This window comes from Mesorhizobium sp. M7A.F.Ca.US.011.01.1.1, assembly GCF_003998295.1.
Taxonomy (GTDB): domain Bacteria; phylum Pseudomonadota; class Alphaproteobacteria; order Rhizobiales; family Rhizobiaceae; genus Mesorhizobium.
This window is the reverse complement of the sequence record NZ_RZRT01000002.1, coordinates 391782-408285: the sequence shown is the minus strand read 5'-3', so window position 1 is coordinate 408285 and position 16504 is coordinate 391782. Positions and strand designations below refer to the sequence as shown.

Below are 16504 nucleotides of genomic sequence, written 5' to 3'. Positions count from 1 at the left end.
GAGCTCAGACATGCTGTGGTTCGGGTGAGCATTGCCACATATTTCGCGTTGGCAAGCGATTGCCGGGATGGCACTGGATGAACACCCCACGGAATGACGAGGCAAAGGAACGAACATGACAGCGGCGAAACAAGTGATCGTCATCGGCGCCGGCATCATCGGCGCGTCCATCGCCTGGCATCTGAGCCGAGCGGGTGCGCAAGTGACAGTGATTGCCGACAGTGCTGCCGGCGGGGTGGCGACGCCGAATTCTTTCGCCTGGATCAACGCCAGCTGGGGCAATCCGGAGCCGTATTTCCGGCTGCGCACCCGCGCGATGGCCGAATGGTCGCGGCTGGCGCGGGACCTGCCCGACCTGCCGCTGAGCTGGTGCGGCGGCCTGTGCTGGGATTTGCCGGCGGCCGACATGAAAACCTACGCCACGGAACATTCCGCCTGGGGCTATGGCATCAGCCAAGTCGACCGCGCCGGTGCCGCGCGAATCGAGCCCAATCTCACCGAGCTTCCGGATTTTGCTCTGCATGTGGCTGAGGAAGGTGTCGCAGAGCCCGTGGCCGCCGCCCATGCCCTATTGGCAGACGCGAAGCGACATGGCGCGAAGACCATCTCCAGCACGGTGACGGCCCTGGTCCAGACCGGCGGCAGGATCACCGGTGTCGACACATCGCACGGATTGATTGCATCAGACGAGGTGGTGATCGCCGCTGGCGTCGGCGCGCCGGAGATTGCCGCGACGGCCGGGATCAGCCTGCCGATCGAAACACCGCCCGGCCTGATCGTCCATTCCCAGCCCACCAAAAAGCTGCTCAACGGCCTCGTGCTGGCCGAGCGGCTGCATATGCGCCAGACGGCCGAAGGCCGCATCATCGCAGGCTCGGATTTCGGCGGCGCCGATCCGGGTATGAATGCCGAAGCCACCGCCCACGCGCTGTTTGCGGCCATGAAAGCCATGTTGCGCGGCAGCGACGGGTTGGAATTCGACTTCCACACGATCGGCTACCGGCCGACGCCGATCGACGGCTTTCCGATCATCGGCCGCGCCGAAGGCATGGACGGTGTCTATGTCGCGGTCATGCATTCGGGCATCACACTGGCGCCGGCCGTCGGCCTGTTCGCCACAAGGGAAATTCTCGACGGCGAGCGCGACCCCTTACTTGCCCCTTATGGATTGTCGCGCTTCGCTCAATAGGCGGGCGGACGGCGAAAGCCGCCGGTCAGGGGTTCGATTGCCCTGGCCATGCCGAGCAGCTGTGACTCCGACCAGCGTTGGCTGACCAGTTGCAGGCCGATCGGCAGGCCGGCGCTGTCCTGTCCGCATGGGATGGAAAGGGCCGGATGGCCGCTGTAATTGAACACCGCGCCATAGGCCGGCAGCATCCAATAGCTCTGCTCCTTGCCGTCGACCTTGATCGGCTTGCCGGGCTCGCAATGCGGGAAGGCCGTGGTCATGGCGACCGGGCAGAGCAACACGTCATAATTTTCGAAAAACCGGTCCCAGGCGAGAATGGACCTGTCACGGCGGGCGAGCGCTTCGAACCAGCGTGACACCGGTGTCGGGTTCTCCGGCGGCTCCGGCTGCGCGGCCTCCATCATCATGCCGATCAGGGCGCCGCCCTGCTCCAGATCGTCGTGCAGATCGAGTCTCGGCATTTTCGCTTCTTCGACGACGGCGCCGGCACCTTGCAACTGCCTTGCAAGACTTTCGACCGCGGCACTGATGTCGCCGGCCACCGGAAATCCGGGAAAGGACGGCGCGAAGGCAATGCGCAATGTCTTGAGGTCGAGCTTCGGCATGTCGTCGACCGGTACCGGCGCAAGATCGGTGTCGCTTCCATCCGGGCCGGCGATGATTTGATAGATCAGCGCCAAATCTTCCACGCTGCGCGCCAACGGCCCGAGGCAGGACATCAGCCGCACGCCGCGCGCGGCACCGCCAGGATCGGGGAAGGCGCCGGCCAGCGAGACGCGGTGCTCCGTCGGCTTCAGGCCATAGGCACCGCAAAAGGCGGCCGGCAGCCGGATCGAATCCTGCATGTCGGTGCCGACGTCAAACGGCGTCATCCCCGAGCAAAGTGCGGCCGCCGCGCCGCCGCTGGAGCCGCCGGCGGTGCGCTGGAGATTCCATGGATTGTTGGTACGGCCGAACAGCAGGTTGTTCGATTGCCAGTCCGAAAGCATGGTCGCGACATTGGTCTTGGCCATCAGCACGCCGCCAGCCGCTTTCAGTCTGATGACGACCGGGCTGTCCTGTTTGGCGACATAGTCGGCAAAGGGCGGGAAGCCGACCGTGGTCTTCATGCCTGACGTTTCGTGCGTGTCCTTCAGTGTGAACGGTACGCCGTGCAGAGGTCCGAGAGCGTCGCCGCGCGCCTGGGCGGCGTCCGCCCTCTTGGCACGCTCGCGGGCGCCTTCCCTGTCTAGCGAGATGACAGCGTTGACGGCATGGTTGTGCGCATCGATCTGCGCCAGGTGGCCGTCGAGTGCCTCGACGGCGGAGATTTTGCGCTTGGCGATGGCTGCGGCGAGATCGACGGTTGAGGAGAAGACGATGTCCATGAGGAATGCTCCGGCTGGTCGCTCGCCTGATCAAGATGGCGGATAGCGGCATGACTTCAAGTGAGTGGAGCATTCGACCATTGGCCGCGTTTGATCGAAATTGTGCCGATAGTCTGTTGAGGTCGGCGCTCTACGGCGCCCCCCTCTGTCCTGCCGGACATCTCCCCCACAGGTGGGGAGATTGGATGTCACGACAGCTTTCGCCAATCTCGGACGTTGCAAGGAATAGCGCGGCAGTCGCAGGTGCCAATCTCCCCCCGTGTGGGGGAGATGTCCGGCAGGACAGAGGGGGGCGCTGTCCCGCGGCGTTGCCGCACTGTTGCAACTAGACGGCCAGTGCCAGCCTGGCCGATGCGGGTGCGAAAGGACGAATGACCATGCCATCGCCAGTGATCGTCACAAAACTCGACGGCGGGATCGCCTGCCAGTCGCCGCCCTCGCGGTCGAACGGTTCGGAAACGATGCAGCGGCCGCCGCCCTTGCGCAGGACAGACGTGTAGAGCGTCGGTGCGTGAGCGTCGGTGGCATAGCGCACCGCATGCAGCGCCTGCCCGTCGGAGAAGGCGGCGGTGAGCTTCAGCGCCGGTTCGAGGCCGGCGCGGCGCGAAGCTTCGAGCACGCGGCTGGTGGCGCGGGAAACAGCGCCTTGCGGATCGCCGGTCAATCCCTCATCGATCATCAGCAGGAAAAACAATTCGGAATCGGTGGTGCCCTCGCGCTGGTCGAAGACCGCGTCGGACAGCGAGTTCTCCAGCGCGCGGCGGATCTTCTCGAAGCCACCGATCTGGCCGTTGTGCATGAACGACCAGGCTCTGGAGATGAACGGATGGCAGTTCATACGGCTGGTGGCGCCGCCGGTCGACGCCCGCACATGGGCAAGGAACAGGCCGGATTTGATCTGCCAGCACAGACTTTTCAGATTGGGATCGGACCAAGCCGGCAGGATATCGCGATAGAGGCCCGGCTCCGGGCGGTCGCCATACCAGGCAAGGCCGAAACCGTCGCCATTGGTCGGCGACTTCGCTTCCTGGGCGCAATGGCTCTGGGCAATCAGCGAGTGACAGGGCGCGGTGAGGATGTCTTCGAGAAAGACCGCTTCACCGAGATAGGCCGCCCACCGGCACATCGCTTCTGTCGTCCCTAGGCGCGATCCATAAGAGCCGCAGGCTCCTTGATCGCGTGTGTGCCTCTGTTGTGCGTCCGCTCGTAAAGCTCGCGAACGATTCGGCTGGCGGTAGTTTCAAACAGAAATGGCAAGAAAGCATGAACGAGCGCGGCGCCCGCCGCCATCAGCAGCCGCGACGAAAACCAGGCGGCAAAACCCATGTGACTGAGATAGGTTTCGCCGACCTTGGCCGGATGAGAGGTGAAAATCCTTGCGACCGACATGCTGGTTCCCCTTCAGCGCTCGAGTTCCTGATATGAGTATCCTGACACGCTTCGCCGGTTCATTGGTCTCAAATTATCCTTGTATTTTGCCTACTCATGGGACAAACATCCCATATGGCGCAGGAAATCGACGAAATCGATCGAAGATTGCTGACTGAATTGCAACGAGACGGCACGCTGTCGGTCGACCAGCTGTCGGAACGGGTGGCGCTGTCGCGCAATGCCTGCTGGCGCCGGGTGAAGCGGCTGGAGGAGGATGGCGTCATCACCGGCCGTGTGGCGCTGGTCGATGCCGAAAAGCTCGGGCTTGGCCTTTCCGTCTTCATCCTGATCCGCACGTCCAACCACGACCCGGAGTGGCTGCAGAAATTCCGGGCGGCGGTAACCGGCTTCCCCGAGATCACCGGCGTCTACCGCATGTCCGGCGACCTCGATTATGTCTTGCGCGCCCGGGTCGCCGACGTGAAGGCGTACGACCGGCTCTACCAGCGACTGATCGCCAAGGTAGCGCTGTCCGATGTCTCCGCTTCCTTCGTGATGGAGGAGATCAAGGAGACCACCGTCGTTCCGATGGCCAGGTCATAGTGATGCCTGAAAGAAAGACGTTGATAGCATTGCGGTCGAGTTGACCGAATCGCCGTTCGCGCCGATAGGATCGATTTTATGCGCGCAGCCCTCCAAACTCCCTCCGTCATCGGTCCCACCGTCGGCTTCGTCAGGTTGCCGCATGCTGAGGGACTTCCGCTTCCTGCCTATGAAAGCACCGGCGCGGCCGGCATGGATCTGCGCGCCGCGGTGCCCGACGACCGGCCGCTGCTGATCCTGCCTGGCAAACGCGCTTTGGTGCCGACCGGGCTGATCCTGGAGATTCCGGAAGGCATGGAAGGCCAGGTCCGGCCGCGCTCCGGACTTGCTTTCAAACATGGCCTGACCGTCCTCAACACGCCCGGCACCATCGACAGCGACTATCGCGGCGAGGTGAAGGTGCTGCTGATCAATCTCGGCGACGAAGATTTCGCGGTGACGCGCGGCATGCGCATCGCCCAGATAGTCTTCGCTGCCGTGACGCAGGCAGCCGTGGAAGAGCGCACACTTGCCGGCGGAACGGCGCGTGGCTCCGGTGGGTTCGGATCGACCGGCACCGCCTGATGCGAATTCCTAAACTTGTCATCTTCGACTGCGACGGGATCCTGGTCGATACAGAGAACTTGGCCAATCGGCGCCTCGCGGAATGGCTGAGTGCTGCCGGTTATCCGACGAGCTTCGAATATTGCCGCAAGCATTTCTCCGGCCGCAGCATGGCTTCGGTGCAGAAAGAGATCGAAGGGGAAACCAGCGTCAGACTCGGCACCGATTTTGTCGATCGCTGGAATGCCGGCCTGCCTGATCTGTTTGCCCATGGCGTCGAGGCAATCCCTTACGTCCGCGAGTTTGTCGAAGCCGTGCGTTCAGCCGGCATCGCCTATTGCGTCGCCACTTCGGCCAGGGTGTCGAAGATGCACATCACGCTCGGCCAGACCGGGCTGTTGCCGTTGTTCGAGCACGCGATGTTTTCCTCGACCATGGTCGCGCGCGGCAAACCGTTCCCCGACCTGTTCCTGCATGCGGCCAAGACCATGGGCTTTGCGCCCGCCGACTGCATCGTCATCGAAGACAGCGTCGCCGGCACGCAGGCCGGCATTGCCGCCGGCATGCGGGTGTTTTCCTATCATGGCGACCCCTATTCCGACCGCGACGGCCTGATCCAGGCCGGCGGCATCCTGTTCGACGACATGCGCGAACTGGCCGGGCTGGTGCCGATCCACTGACCTGATCTCCAGCCCACGGCTGTACGCCTCGATTGTCCGTGCTAGCTTGGCGCCGCCAACTCGAGGCCACGCATGAAACCCACCCTGCTTCGCTTCGTCCTCGCCCTGATGCTGCTGCCGTTCCTGTGGACCGCGGCCGGCGCGCAGGCCGTCGGCTTCCCGGAACTCGGAAGCACGCTGCCGGGCCGCAAGGATGTCACCTATCTCGACCTGGCGAGGATGGTCATCCCGGATCTCGCCGCGGACAAGGACGGCTTCTACAAGGGTGGGCTACCGATCGAGATGCGTCATATCGAGGGGCCGGACAGCGGCGGCTCGCCGCCCGAGACGTCGGGCTTTTCCAATGCCGCGGCGCTAGCCATCAAGGCCGGCGGCAAGGACCGGCTGACCATGCTGTTCGATCTTGGGGATTCCCCCGACAGCGCCGAGGGCTATGCGGTGCTGGCGCTCTACGACATTGCGGTCAAACCAAAACTGCTCGACGCCGTCAATGTCGCGCTCGACCGTGGCACCTATTTCCGCGAACCAGGCAAGCTTTCCGTCAGTGCCAACGATGACGTCCTCATCACCATGAGCGCGCATTTCAATTCGAGCCAGAACTATGTGATCACGCCGCTGATCATGATCCGCGATGATAAATTCGAACTGATCGACATGATCTATACGTTCGATGAGAACTTGTGCGCCTATAGCCGCAAGCAGGACGTGGCTTTCCAGGCCATCGCCGACGGTCAGCCTTATGCCGCCATCAGGGTGACCGTGACGAATGCCACGGCGCTGAATGGCGAAAGCTGCGACGACGCCCCGCCCAGGGTCTCATGCGATTTCCGTCACCTATCGGTGGGATAAGAAGACATCGCGCTACGCCAAGGATTCCGACGCGCTGGACAAATTGGCAGGAGAGAACGCCAAACGCTTCTGACCCAACCGCATTCGTTTGCCCGGCCAAATGAGGCAGGATAAAATCCACTTAGCTACACCGCAAAGGGGGAACTACCATGGACAAGGGCAAGATCTTTCGCGACCTGCATGCCTCGACCTTCGTCATGCCCAATCCCTGGGATATCGGCACGACGAAGCTGCTGGCTTCTTTCGGCTTCACCGCGCTGGCGACGACCAGCGCCGGCTTTGCCTTTTCGCGCGGCCTGCCGGATGGCACCGTGACCTTCGACCAGATGATCCACCATTGCCGCGAGGTGACGGCGGCGACCAGCCTGCCGGTCTCGGCCGATCTCGAGAAGGGCAAGGGCGACAGCCCGACCAGTGCCTCGGAAACCGTCTTCGCGGCGGAAGCGGCCGGCCTTGCCGGCTGCTCGATCGAGGACCACACCGGTGACCCGGACAAGCCGATCTATGATTTCTCGCACGCCGTCGAGCGCGTCGCGGCGGCCGTGGAGGCGGCTCGCGCGCTGAAGCGCGATTTCGTCTTCACCGCGCGCGCCGAGAATTTCCTGTGGGGCAAGTCCGATCTCGACGACACCATCAAGCGGCTGCAGGCTTTCGAGAAAGCCGGCGCCGATGTGCTCTATGCGCCGGGCATCGGCGACGTCGAGATGGTGCGTGCGATCTGCTCGGCGGTCGGCAAGCCGATCAACATCATGGCGAGGCCCGGCTTTACCATCGCCGATCTCGCCATGGCCGGCGTCAAGCGCATCTCGCTCGGGCCGTGGCTGACCAATTTCGCCTATGGCATGCTGGAGACGGCGGCGCGCGAAATCCAGCAGGACGGCACATTCGGCTTCACCCGCGCCGCTATGCCGTTCGGCAAATTGCAGGCGCTGTTCGGCAAACCTTCAGCTTAGATGAGGCCCATCGCATGACGCTGACCGTCGTCGATATGCATACCGGCGGCGAGCCGCTCCGGATCGTCACCGGCGGCTATCCGGACATCCCGAGAGGCACGATCCTGGAAAAGCGCGCCTATGTGCGCGACCATCTCGATCATCTCAGGAAAATCCTGATGTTCGAGCCGCGCGGCCATTACGACATGTATGGTGCCTTGCTGGTCGAACCGGACCTGCCCGGCGCCGACCTGGCCGTGCTGTTCATGCACAATGAGGGCTATTCGACCATGTGCGGCCACGCCATCGTCGCGCTCGGCCGCTACGCCGTCGATGAAGGGCTGGTGACGAAACGCGAGCCGGTGACGATCGTCAATATCGAGGCGCCATGCGGGCTGGTCGTCGCCTCGGTCGAGGTCAGGGACGGCAAGGCCGGCGCGGTGTCGTTCGAAAGCGTGCCGGCGTTCCTGTTCGCCGGCGGGCAGACGACAGAGCTTGCGGGCCATGGCACGATCGGCTTCGACGTCGCCTATGGCGGCGCTTTCTACGCGCTTGCCGATTGTCATCAATTCGGGCTCGAATTCGGCCGCGACCGGGTACGCGATTTCGTTGATGCGGCAACGGCGCTGACGAACCGGCTCAAGGCCGAATTCCCACTGTCGCATCCCGGCCACGCCGACCTCGCCTTCCTCTACGGCACCATCCTGACCGACGGAAAGGATGCCTTTTCCAGCGAGGTGACGAAAAACATCTGCGTCTTTGCCGAGGCCGAGGTCGATCGTTCGCCGACCGGTTCCGGCGTCACCGCAAGGCTGGCGGTTATGCATGCCAAGGGCGAAATCGCGATCGGGCAGACGCGGACATTCGAAAGCATTGCCGGCTCGCGTTTTTCCGGCGCCGTGGTGCGGACGGCGACGGCTGGCCCGCACGATGCGATCATCGCCCGCGTCGGCGGCCGCGCCTATTATTCCGGGCGGGCCGAATTCATCGTCGAGGCCGATGACGAACTCGGACGCGGATTTCTCCTGCGTTAAGTGCGCCTATATCCGGATCGAGCCACTTCCCGCACCGAAATCGCCTTGTGCAGATGCACCATCATGGCGGCAGCGAACAGCGGCGTCACCAGGTTGAGCAACGGCACGGCGAGGAAGGCAGCGATGACCAGTCCGGCGAGAAACACCGTGCCGGCATAGTGCCTGCGCAGGGCCCTGGCCTCTTCTTCCCCGCGAAAGCGCATGGCGGCGAATTCGAAGAACTCGCGTCCGAGCAGATAGCCGTTGACGATGAAGAAAGCGGCGATGTTGACGCCCGGCACCAGCAGAAGCAGCAGGGCGACAATGTTGCCGAGAATGACGATACCGAGGAATCGCATCGACAGCACCAGCGAGCGCAGCGCCGGCATAGCGCGGCCGGGCGGATCGCTGGGATAGTCGTTGCGCTCGACCACTTCGGCGATATCGTCAAGAAACAGGCCGGCGACAACAGCCGTCACCGGCGCGATGAGCAACGCCATGCCGAAGGCGAGCGCAATGGCGGCTATGATGCCGCCCAGCCAGCCGGCCCAGGACGGCATGCCGGGCAACAGCGTGTGGAGCCACGGCAGGGCCAGCCACTCGACAAGGCTGGTCAGGCCGAACCACAAGGCCACCAGCGCCAGCACGGTCAAGCCCAGCGTCTTGACGAACACGGCACGAAACGGAGGCGAGAGCAGCTCAAGGGCCGCGGTGCGGGCTGCGTCGAAAATCACCGTGCTTCAACCCCGGGTCAACGGACACCGCCGAAAAGGCGGACGCTTCCGAGATAGGCAGCTTAGGTCGCGCGCACAAGCGGGCTGGTTCTTTGCTTTGACGCAATTCCCAAGGGAAAGCGCTATGCGCTTTTCCCGGGAAAACCGCTTCACACTTTTCCTGGAATTGCTCTACCGCGCAAACGCCGGCTTTCGAACCGGTATGGTCATGGCAGCGACGCCGGCAACGACAAAACCCATGCCTAGCCATGCCGTCGAACCAAGGCTTTCGCCAAGGAAGACGGCGCCGATACCGACGCCGATCGGCACGCGCAGGTAGGCTTGCGAGGTGGTGCCGACCGAGCCCAGCGTGTGGATCAGGCGGAAATAGATGACGAAGGCCAGCGCCGTCGAAAACACCGACAGGCCGAGCAAGGCCAGGATCGACGCGGTCGACGGCGACAGTTGCCACGGCTGGTCGAACACAAGGCTGAGCGGCACGAGAATGACTGCGCCGCAGAGCATCGAACCGGCGGCCGGCAGCATCGGGTCGAGGCCCTTGAAGCCACGGCCGAAAATCGCCGCGCCGGCATAGCAGATCGTCGCCGCGACGATTGCCAACTGTGCCCACAGCTCACGACCGAGACCACCCAGCGCCTCGGTGCCGATGATGAGGCAGATACCGGCAATGCCGGCGCCGATGCCAATCAGCTTGCGCAAGGTGACGGGCTCGTGGCGGGTGATGAGCGCGGTCAAAAGGAAGGTGAAGATCGGTGAGGTCGCGTTCAGGATGGTGGCGAGGCCGGCGTCGACCGAGCGTTCCGCCGCGGCGATCAGGGTGAACGGTATGACGCTGTTGAGGCAGGCCTGGAACGCAAAGCGGCGCCAGCTTGCCGCATCGCCCGGCATGGCGAGCCCGCGCCAGCGGATGATGGCGAACAGGATGCCACCCGCGATCAGGGTGCGGGCGGCAATCAAGGTGACCGGCGGGATCGTCTCGACCCCGATCTTGATGAATGTGTAGGAGGCGCCCCAGAGCACCGCCAGCACGGCGAGCAGTGCCAGATCGGTGGTCATGTCGTTCCCTGTCGGCGCGTTCTTTGTCGGCATGGGCTGGCTCGCCTTAAAACGTGATCGTCTGAGCCAGGCTTTTAAGTGGTGTCGCGATGAAATGCTTCGGCCACGGTCGAATTGTCATAGCGCCTCGTTGCGGATGCGCTTTTGGCCTGTTCTGGCCTGATCCACCAAAGTTGTGGGTCGCGCTCTAGGCAAACCGGTTTCAAATCGCTAGACCCGCGCCCGGCCGACGTGGCAAGAAGCCGGCTCGGGTTTTTGGCGGAGACATTGATGCCGGATTATGACGTGCTTTGCATCGGCAATGCCATTGTCGACATCATTGCCCAGTGCGACGAGGAGTTCCTCGAGACCAACGGCATCATCAAGGGCGCGATGAATCTCATCGACACAAGGCGCGCCGAATTGCTCTACAGCCGAATGGGCCCGGCGATCGAAGCGTCCGGCGGCAGTGCCGGCAACACGGCGGCTGGCGTCGCCAGCTTCGGCGGTCGCGCCGCCTTCTTCGGCAAGGTCTCCAGCGATGCGCTGGGCGAAATCTACGCCCACGACATCCATGCGCAGGGCGTCGCCTTCGACACCAGGCCGCTCAAGGGCGAGCCGCCGACGGCGCGCTCGATGATCTTCGTCACCCCCGACGGCGAACGCTCGATGAACACCTATCTCGGCGCCTGCGTCGAGCTTGGCCCCGAGGATGTCGAGGCCGACAAGGCGTCTGGCGCCAAGGTCACCTATTTCGAAGGCTATCTGTGGGATCCACCTCGCGCCAAGGAAGCAATCCGGCAGACAGCCAAGCTGGCGCACGCGGCAGGCCGCGAAGTGTCAATGACACTGTCGGATTCATTCTGCGTCGACCGCTACCGCGACGAGTTCCTCGACCTGATGCGCTCTGGCACGGTCGACATCGTCTTTGCCAACAGCCACGAGATCAAGTCGCTCTACCAGACATCGTCGTTCGACGAGGCGCTGGCACAGATCCGCAAGGATTGCCGGATCGCCGCCGTGACGCGTTCGGAAAAGGGCTCGGTGATCGTGCGCGGCGACGAGACCGTGGTCATCAAGGCGACCGCGATCAAGGAACTGGTCGACACGACGGGCGCCGGCGATCTCTATGCCGCAGGCTTCCTGCATGGCTACACGCAAGGCCGCGACCTGCAGACCTGCGGCGACCTTGGCTCACTGGCGGCCGGACTGGTGATCCAGCAGATCGGCCCCAGGCCGCGGCAGAACTTGCGCCGCGAGGCTGAGCAGGCAGGGTTGCTGTAGCGACCGTCAAGCGGCCGATCTCCCCCCGTGTGGGGGAGATGGCCGGCAGGCCAGAGGGGGGCGCTGTCCCACCAGCATCTCCAAGGCTTAACACTGCCGCCAACCCAAAATGGACGGCATGAATTTCATGGCGCGCCGTCGACCGAAGAGCGTGGACGCAAACATCGCTCCGTAGCGATCCTTCGCGCCCCCCTCTGCCCTGCCGGGCATCTCCCCCACGAGGGGGGAGATCGGCAGCTTGGCCGTCCGTGCCCTCACCGTCGCGTAGCTGTCACATATCGCACCTACAGCAATCGAGGCGCCCTGCGACTGACATTTCGGGGCGCTCGCAGTCAGTTGGGGGTGTCAAGAAATGCAAGACAGCAAGCTGTCGGGCCGCTGCATCTGTTGCCGCCGCGATTTCCGCTTTCCGCTCTAGAAGTTCAACAATCCGCCGCTGGGAGGAGCGAGCGGCCCGGAAGACAGATGCATGAACAGATCTGAGATCCAGGACCTCAAGCAGGACGATTTCGCAGAGATGGTCGCGGAGGACGTCGAACGCGCGCTTGCCCACTATGACGAGGCCATCAACAATCCCACCATGGTCTCGGTCGGCAAGATCGCCGGCAGCATAGCGTCCGCCGTGACCTTGCTGTCGCCGAAGCACCAGCGCGCCATCGACACCATTCATGCCGACCTGCCCGGCCTGGCCTCGAAATTCGTGCGCGCGCTGGCAGCGGAAGCCGCGCGCCGCAGCGAAGCCGGTATCACTGGCGCCACAAATCCGCCGATCACCTTGTTGGCCGATGTCGAGCCCCCTTCGCGCCCAAAGTCCGACGACCTCGAATCGATGCTGATCGAGGACTGGGCCGGCCGCGTCGCCGGATCGACCTATCTGGAAGAAAACCTGCGCATCGCCCGCTCGACCCTGCATCGTTGGCAAAGGCGGGGCGAGGTCATCGCCTTGCGCAAGGGCGGCCGCAAGCATGTCTTCCCGCTGGCGCAGTTCGTCGACGGCAGGCCGGTCGCGGGCATCCCTGGGGTGCTGTCCCAGATCAGCAATCCAAGGCTGGCCTGGCTGTGGCTGACGCGCCCCTCGGCCGACCTCGAAGGCCAAATCCCAATCGACCTGCTTCGCCAGGATCAGGTCGAGGAGGTCGTCGAGGCCGCACGCGTCTTCGCACCGGCTTGATAGCTTTGCTACACCCAGGTCGCGCCCAGAGCATTTCACCGTTTCGCGGAAACGGCGAGCCTCCCTAACTCCTTGTTTTGACGCAATTCCGGACGAAAAACCGCGTCACACTTTTCCTGGAATTGTTCTAAGCAGTCTTGCGAATCGGCTGGCGAGATCCGGACTGTTCTTGCGAAGTCAGTTCCCTGGCAGTGACCAATCGGTTGCGGCCATTTCTTTTGCCGATATACATCAGCCGGTCGGCGAGCGCGACCAAGGCATCCGAATCGGCGGCGTCCACAGGATACATGGCGATACCGACGGTGCAGCCGATCTGGATGGCGCTATCCGGCGCCGGGATTTTGATCTGCAGCCTTTCCAGGATGCGTTCGGCGACCCGCACCGCCTTTTGTCGCGCGAGGTCCGGCTCTCCCGAAAACAGGAAGGCGAACTCATCGCCACCGAGCCGCGCCACGAAATCGTCACTGCGCAAGATGGAGCGAAGGTTCTTCGACACGCGCTGCAGCAGTGCGTCGCCGGCCTCGTGGCCGAGCGTGTCGTTGACTTGCTTGAACCGGTCGAGGTCGATGAACAGAAGTCCGGCCGCCTCGCCGGTGGCGCCGCAGCGGGCGACCACCGATTTGAGTTCGTTGTGGAAGGCACGCCGGTTGGGCAGGTCCGTCAACAGATCGTGGTTGGCCGAATGGTCGCTCTGCAGCTTCGCCAGCTCGATCTCGCGCTTTTGCGCGGACAGTTCCTCGTTGGCGGTCTTCAGATCCAGCAGCAGCTGCGAATTGAGGTCCTCGACAACCTTGCGGTCGCTGATGTCGACGACGAAGCCCTCCAGGAATTCGAGTTCGCCGGTATCGTCCCAGACACCGCCGCCGATCTCGCGGACCCAGAGCGGTTCGCCGACCTGCGGCACGATGCGGTAGTCGACGTTCCAGTTGCAGCGCGCCTCGAGCGCGGCGTCGACGGCGGCATAGACGGCGGCGAGATCATCCGGATGGATGGCCGAAACATAGTCGCGCACTGCGTTGTGAATGAAATCGCTCGGCCGATAACCGCTGACGGTGAGTATGCCGTCGCTGATATAGAGCATGGTGTAGGACGCATCGTTGCGGCAGCGGTAGAGATAGCCGTCCATCCGGCCGGTAATGCTGAGCAGCGCATCCAGGCGCTCGTCGTGATAGGCTCCCTGGCCGACCACGGATGCTGGAACTCCGTCAAGCTTCATGCCGCACCCCCATTTGGCGGTCTGAGCGCACCGTAGATGCCGTAACGGCAAGTCGGCAGGAGATTCCCTATATCAGCTGAATATTATCAATCTCTTATAGGTTGAGGCCCGGCGGCGTCTGGGCGCGACCTCGTTCGAAAGCCGGATCGTTGGCTGTTCGCCCGTTTTGGCGGACAGTTTTTCATGCCCCCGCCGTATAAGCCGCGATCGCCGCCATGTTGACGATATCGCTGTCCTTGGCGTTCAGAGACACGATCTGCACAGGCTTGTTCAGCCCGACCAGCAGCGGGCCGATCACCGTCGAGCCGCCGAGTTCCTGCAGCATCTTGGTCGAGATCGAGGCCGAGTGGAACGCCGGCATGATCAGCACATTGGCCGGGCCGGTAAGCCGGATGAACGGATATTGCGCCATGGCGCGGGCGTTGAGGGCGACGTCGGCGGCCATTTCGCCGTCATATTCGAAATCGACGCGGCGCTTGTCGAGGATGCGCACCGCTTCCTGGACGCGTTCGGAGCGCTCGCCCTGCGGATGGCCGAAGGTCGAGTAGGCGAGCATGGCGAGCCTTGGCTCGTAGCCCATGCGGCGTGCAAAGCCTGCGGCCTCCTCGGCGATGTCGGCGATCTGCTCGGCGTTCGGCATGTCGTGCACGGCGGTGTCGGCGACGAGGACCGTTTTACCCCGCGCGAGCACGATCGAGACGCCGATGACGCGGTGGCCGGGCTTGGCGTCGATGACGCGACGGATGTCGTCGAGCGCGGTCGAATAGTTGCGGGTGACGCCGGTGACGATGCCGTCGGCATCGCCAAGCGCTACCATGCAGGCGGCGAAGTGGTTGCGGTCGTTGTTGATCAGCCGCTGGCAGTCGCGGAACAGGAAGCCTTTGCGCTGCATGCGCTCGTAGAGATAGTCGGTGTAGATGCCGTTGCGGCGCGACAGCCGGGCGTTGATGATCTCGATGCCTTGCTTGTTGAGGTCGATGCCGGCATGCTTGGCGTTTTCCTTGATGACGTCGTCGCGACCAAGCAGGATGGCGGTGCCGAGCCGCTGGTTCACATAGGAGACCGCGGCGCGCATGACCTGCTCCTCCTCGCCCTCGGCAAAGACGATGCGCTTGGGCTGGCGGCGCACGCGGTCGTAAATGCGCTGCAAGGTCGAGGCGATCGGGTCGCGGCGCGCGGACAGTTCCTGCGCGTAGCGGTCGAGGTCGAGGATCGGCTTGCGGGCGACGCCCGAATCCATCGCCGCTTTGGCCACGGCAATCGGAATGGCCGAGATCAGGCGCGGGTCGAACGGCACCGGAATGATGTAGTTGGGTCCGAATTTCGGCCGATTGCCCTGATAGGCGGCTGCGACGTCGTCGGGCACGTCCTGGCGCGCAAGTGCTGCAAGCGCCTGGGCGGCGGCGATCTTCATGTCGTCATTGATGGTGGTGGCCCTGACATCCAGCGCACCGCGGAAGATGTAGGGGAAGCCAAGCACGTTGTTGACTTGGTTAGGATAGTCAGAACGCCCGGTTGCCATGATGGCGTCGGTGCGGATCTCGGCCACTTCCTCCGGCGTGATCTCCGGGTCGGGATTGGCCATGGCGAAAATGATCGGGTTCTTGGCCATGGACCGCAACATTGCGGTGGTCAGCGCACCCTTGGCAGAAAGGCCGAGGAAGACATCGGCGCCGTCGAGCGCCTCGGCGAGGCTGCGCGCTTCGGTCTTGACCGCATGCGCCGATTTCCACTGGTTCATGCCTTCGGTGCGGCCCTGGAAAACCACGCCCTTGGTGTCGCAAAGGATGATGTTTTCGGGGGCAAAGCCCATTGCCTTCATCAGCTCGATGCAGGCAATGCCGGCGGCACCGGCGCCATTGCAGACCATCTTCGTGGTCTTCATGTCGCGGCCGGTTATCTCCAGCGCGTTGATCAGGCCGGCGGACGAGATGATGGCGGTGCCGTGCTGGTCGTCGTGGAAGACCGGGATGTCCATCAATTCGCGCAGCCGCTGCTCGATGATGAAGCACTCCGGCGCCTTGATGTCCTCAAGATTGATGCCGCCGAAGGACGGGCCGAGGAAGCGTACGCAGTTGATGAACTCCTCGGCGTCCTCGGTATCGACCTCGAGATCGATGGAATCGACATCGGCGAAGCGCTTGAACAGCACTGCCTTGCCTTCCATCACCGGCTTGGAGGCCAACGCGCCGAGATTGCCGAGGCCGAGGATCGCGGTGCCGTTGGAGATGACGGCGACCATGTTGCCGCGCGTCGTGTAGTCGAAGGCGCGGCTGGGGTCCTCGGCGATGGCCAGAACCGGAACCGCGACACCAGGCGAATAGGCGAGACTCAGATCGCGTTGCGTTGCCATCGGCTTGGTGGCGACGACTTCCAGCTTGCCGGGGCGGCCCATGGCGTGGAATTCGAGCGCTTCCTGCGCGCTGACGGACGGACCGTTGTTCTCGGTTTTCCTGGCCATGATGTTCTTGATTTCCTCACCGGTGCAGCACCTCGTTGAGGCGGGTGCTTTGTTTC

The 16504-nt window shown here is 63.4% G+C and carries 16 protein-coding genes; 9 read left to right on the top strand and 7 right to left on the bottom strand.

Features of this window, described 5'->3' with window-relative positions; translation table 11 throughout:
* Positions 1-115: 115 nt before the first annotated feature.
* Positions 116-1189, top strand: coding sequence for an FAD-binding oxidoreductase (locus EOA13_RS04470; RefSeq protein WP_127290004.1), 1074 nt, complete (start codon positions 116-118; stop codon positions 1187-1189).
* Here the strand turns inward: EOA13_RS04470 and EOA13_RS04465 are convergent.
* The 3 genes from EOA13_RS04465 to EOA13_RS04450 form a co-directional block, all read right to left on the bottom strand.
* Entirely contained in the window at positions 1183-2556 is a 1374-nt protein-coding gene (locus tag EOA13_RS04465; protein WP_127290002.1) for an amidase, read from the bottom strand. The two genes, EOA13_RS04470 and EOA13_RS04465, sit on opposite strands and share 7 nt — an antisense overlap.
* A 325-nt stretch (positions 2557-2881) precedes the next feature.
* Complete coding sequence (locus tag EOA13_RS04455) at positions 2882-3682, bottom strand: class II glutamine amidotransferase (RefSeq protein WP_127290000.1); 801 nt, start codon at positions 3680-3682, stop codon at positions 2882-2884.
* Positions 3683-3696: 14 nt separating this feature from the next.
* Positions 3697-3945: a DUF6356 family protein gene (locus EOA13_RS04450; protein WP_127289998.1), complete on the bottom strand. Its 249-nt coding sequence runs from the start codon at positions 3943-3945 to the stop codon at positions 3697-3699.
* Between the two features lie 114 nt (positions 3946-4059).
* Between EOA13_RS04450 and EOA13_RS04445 the strand changes: the two genes are divergently transcribed.
* The 6 genes from EOA13_RS04445 (at position 4060) to EOA13_RS04420 (ending at position 8568) form a co-directional block, all read left to right on the top strand.
* Positions 4060-4530: an Lrp/AsnC family transcriptional regulator gene (locus EOA13_RS04445; protein WP_127289996.1), complete on the top strand. Its 471-nt coding sequence runs from the start codon at positions 4060-4062 to the stop codon at positions 4528-4530.
* 78 nt (positions 4531-4608) lie between these two features.
* On the top strand, positions 4609-5094 hold the full coding sequence (dut, locus tag EOA13_RS04440) for a dUTP diphosphatase (RefSeq protein WP_127289994.1): 486 nt from the start codon (positions 4609-4611) through the stop codon (positions 5092-5094).
* Positions 5094-5753 (top strand): HAD family phosphatase, encoded by a 660-nt coding sequence (locus EOA13_RS04435; RefSeq protein WP_164779969.1) that lies wholly within the window; start codon positions 5094-5096, stop codon positions 5751-5753. The genes dut and EOA13_RS04435 overlap by 1 nt, the downstream gene beginning before the upstream one ends.
* Positions 5754-5825: 72 nt before the next feature.
* Positions 5826-6602 (top strand): hypothetical protein, encoded by a 777-nt coding sequence (locus EOA13_RS04430; RefSeq protein ID WP_245490297.1) that lies wholly within the window; start codon positions 5826-5828, stop codon positions 6600-6602.
* 149 nt (positions 6603-6751) lie between these two features.
* Positions 6752-7555 (top strand): oxaloacetate decarboxylase, encoded by an 804-nt coding sequence (locus EOA13_RS04425; protein ID WP_127289990.1) that lies wholly within the window; start codon positions 6752-6754, stop codon positions 7553-7555.
* A 14-nt stretch (positions 7556-7569) separates the two neighbouring features.
* Positions 7570-8568, top strand: a complete 999-nt coding sequence (locus EOA13_RS04420) for a proline racemase family protein (protein ID WP_127289988.1) — start codon at positions 7570-7572, stop codon at positions 8566-8568.
* Here EOA13_RS04420 and EOA13_RS04415 read toward each other — a convergent pair.
* The gene (locus EOA13_RS04415; RefSeq protein WP_127289986.1) at positions 8565-9281 is read right to left on the bottom strand and encodes a sulfate transporter family protein; all 717 of its coding nucleotides are present in this window, start codon (positions 9279-9281) and stop codon (positions 8565-8567) included. The two genes, EOA13_RS04420 and EOA13_RS04415, sit on opposite strands and share 4 nt — an antisense overlap.
* Before the next feature lie 171 nt (positions 9282-9452).
* On the bottom strand, positions 9453-10370 hold the full coding sequence (locus EOA13_RS04410; RefSeq protein ID WP_127289984.1) for an EamA family transporter: 918 nt from the start codon (positions 10368-10370) through the stop codon (positions 9453-9455).
* A 237-nt stretch (positions 10371-10607) separates the two neighbouring features.
* Between EOA13_RS04410 and EOA13_RS04405 the strand changes: the two genes are divergently transcribed.
* Together EOA13_RS04405 and EOA13_RS04400 are read left to right on the top strand one after the other, a co-directional pair.
* Complete coding sequence (locus EOA13_RS04405; protein WP_127289982.1) at positions 10608-11600, top strand: adenosine kinase; 993 nt, start codon at positions 10608-10610, stop codon at positions 11598-11600.
* 469 nt (positions 11601-12069) lie between these two features.
* Positions 12070-12771 carry an antitoxin Xre/MbcA/ParS toxin-binding domain-containing protein gene (locus tag EOA13_RS04400; RefSeq protein WP_127289980.1) on the top strand — a complete coding sequence of 234 codons (702 nt, stop codon included), beginning with the start codon at positions 12070-12072 and terminating at the stop codon, positions 12769-12771.
* A gap of 127 nt (positions 12772-12898) precedes the next feature.
* On the opposite strand, the gene EOA13_RS04395 is transcribed toward EOA13_RS04400, so the two are convergent.
* Both EOA13_RS04395 and EOA13_RS04390 read right to left on the bottom strand, forming a co-directional pair.
* Positions 12899-13987: a sensor domain-containing diguanylate cyclase gene (locus EOA13_RS04395; protein WP_127289978.1), complete on the bottom strand. Its 1089-nt coding sequence runs from the start codon at positions 13985-13987 to the stop codon at positions 12899-12901.
* A 181-nt stretch (positions 13988-14168) separates the two neighbouring features.
* Entirely contained in the window at positions 14169-16448 is a 2280-nt protein-coding gene (locus EOA13_RS04390) for an NADP-dependent malic enzyme (protein WP_127289976.1), read from the bottom strand.
* Between the last annotated feature and the right edge of the window lie 56 nt (positions 16449-16504).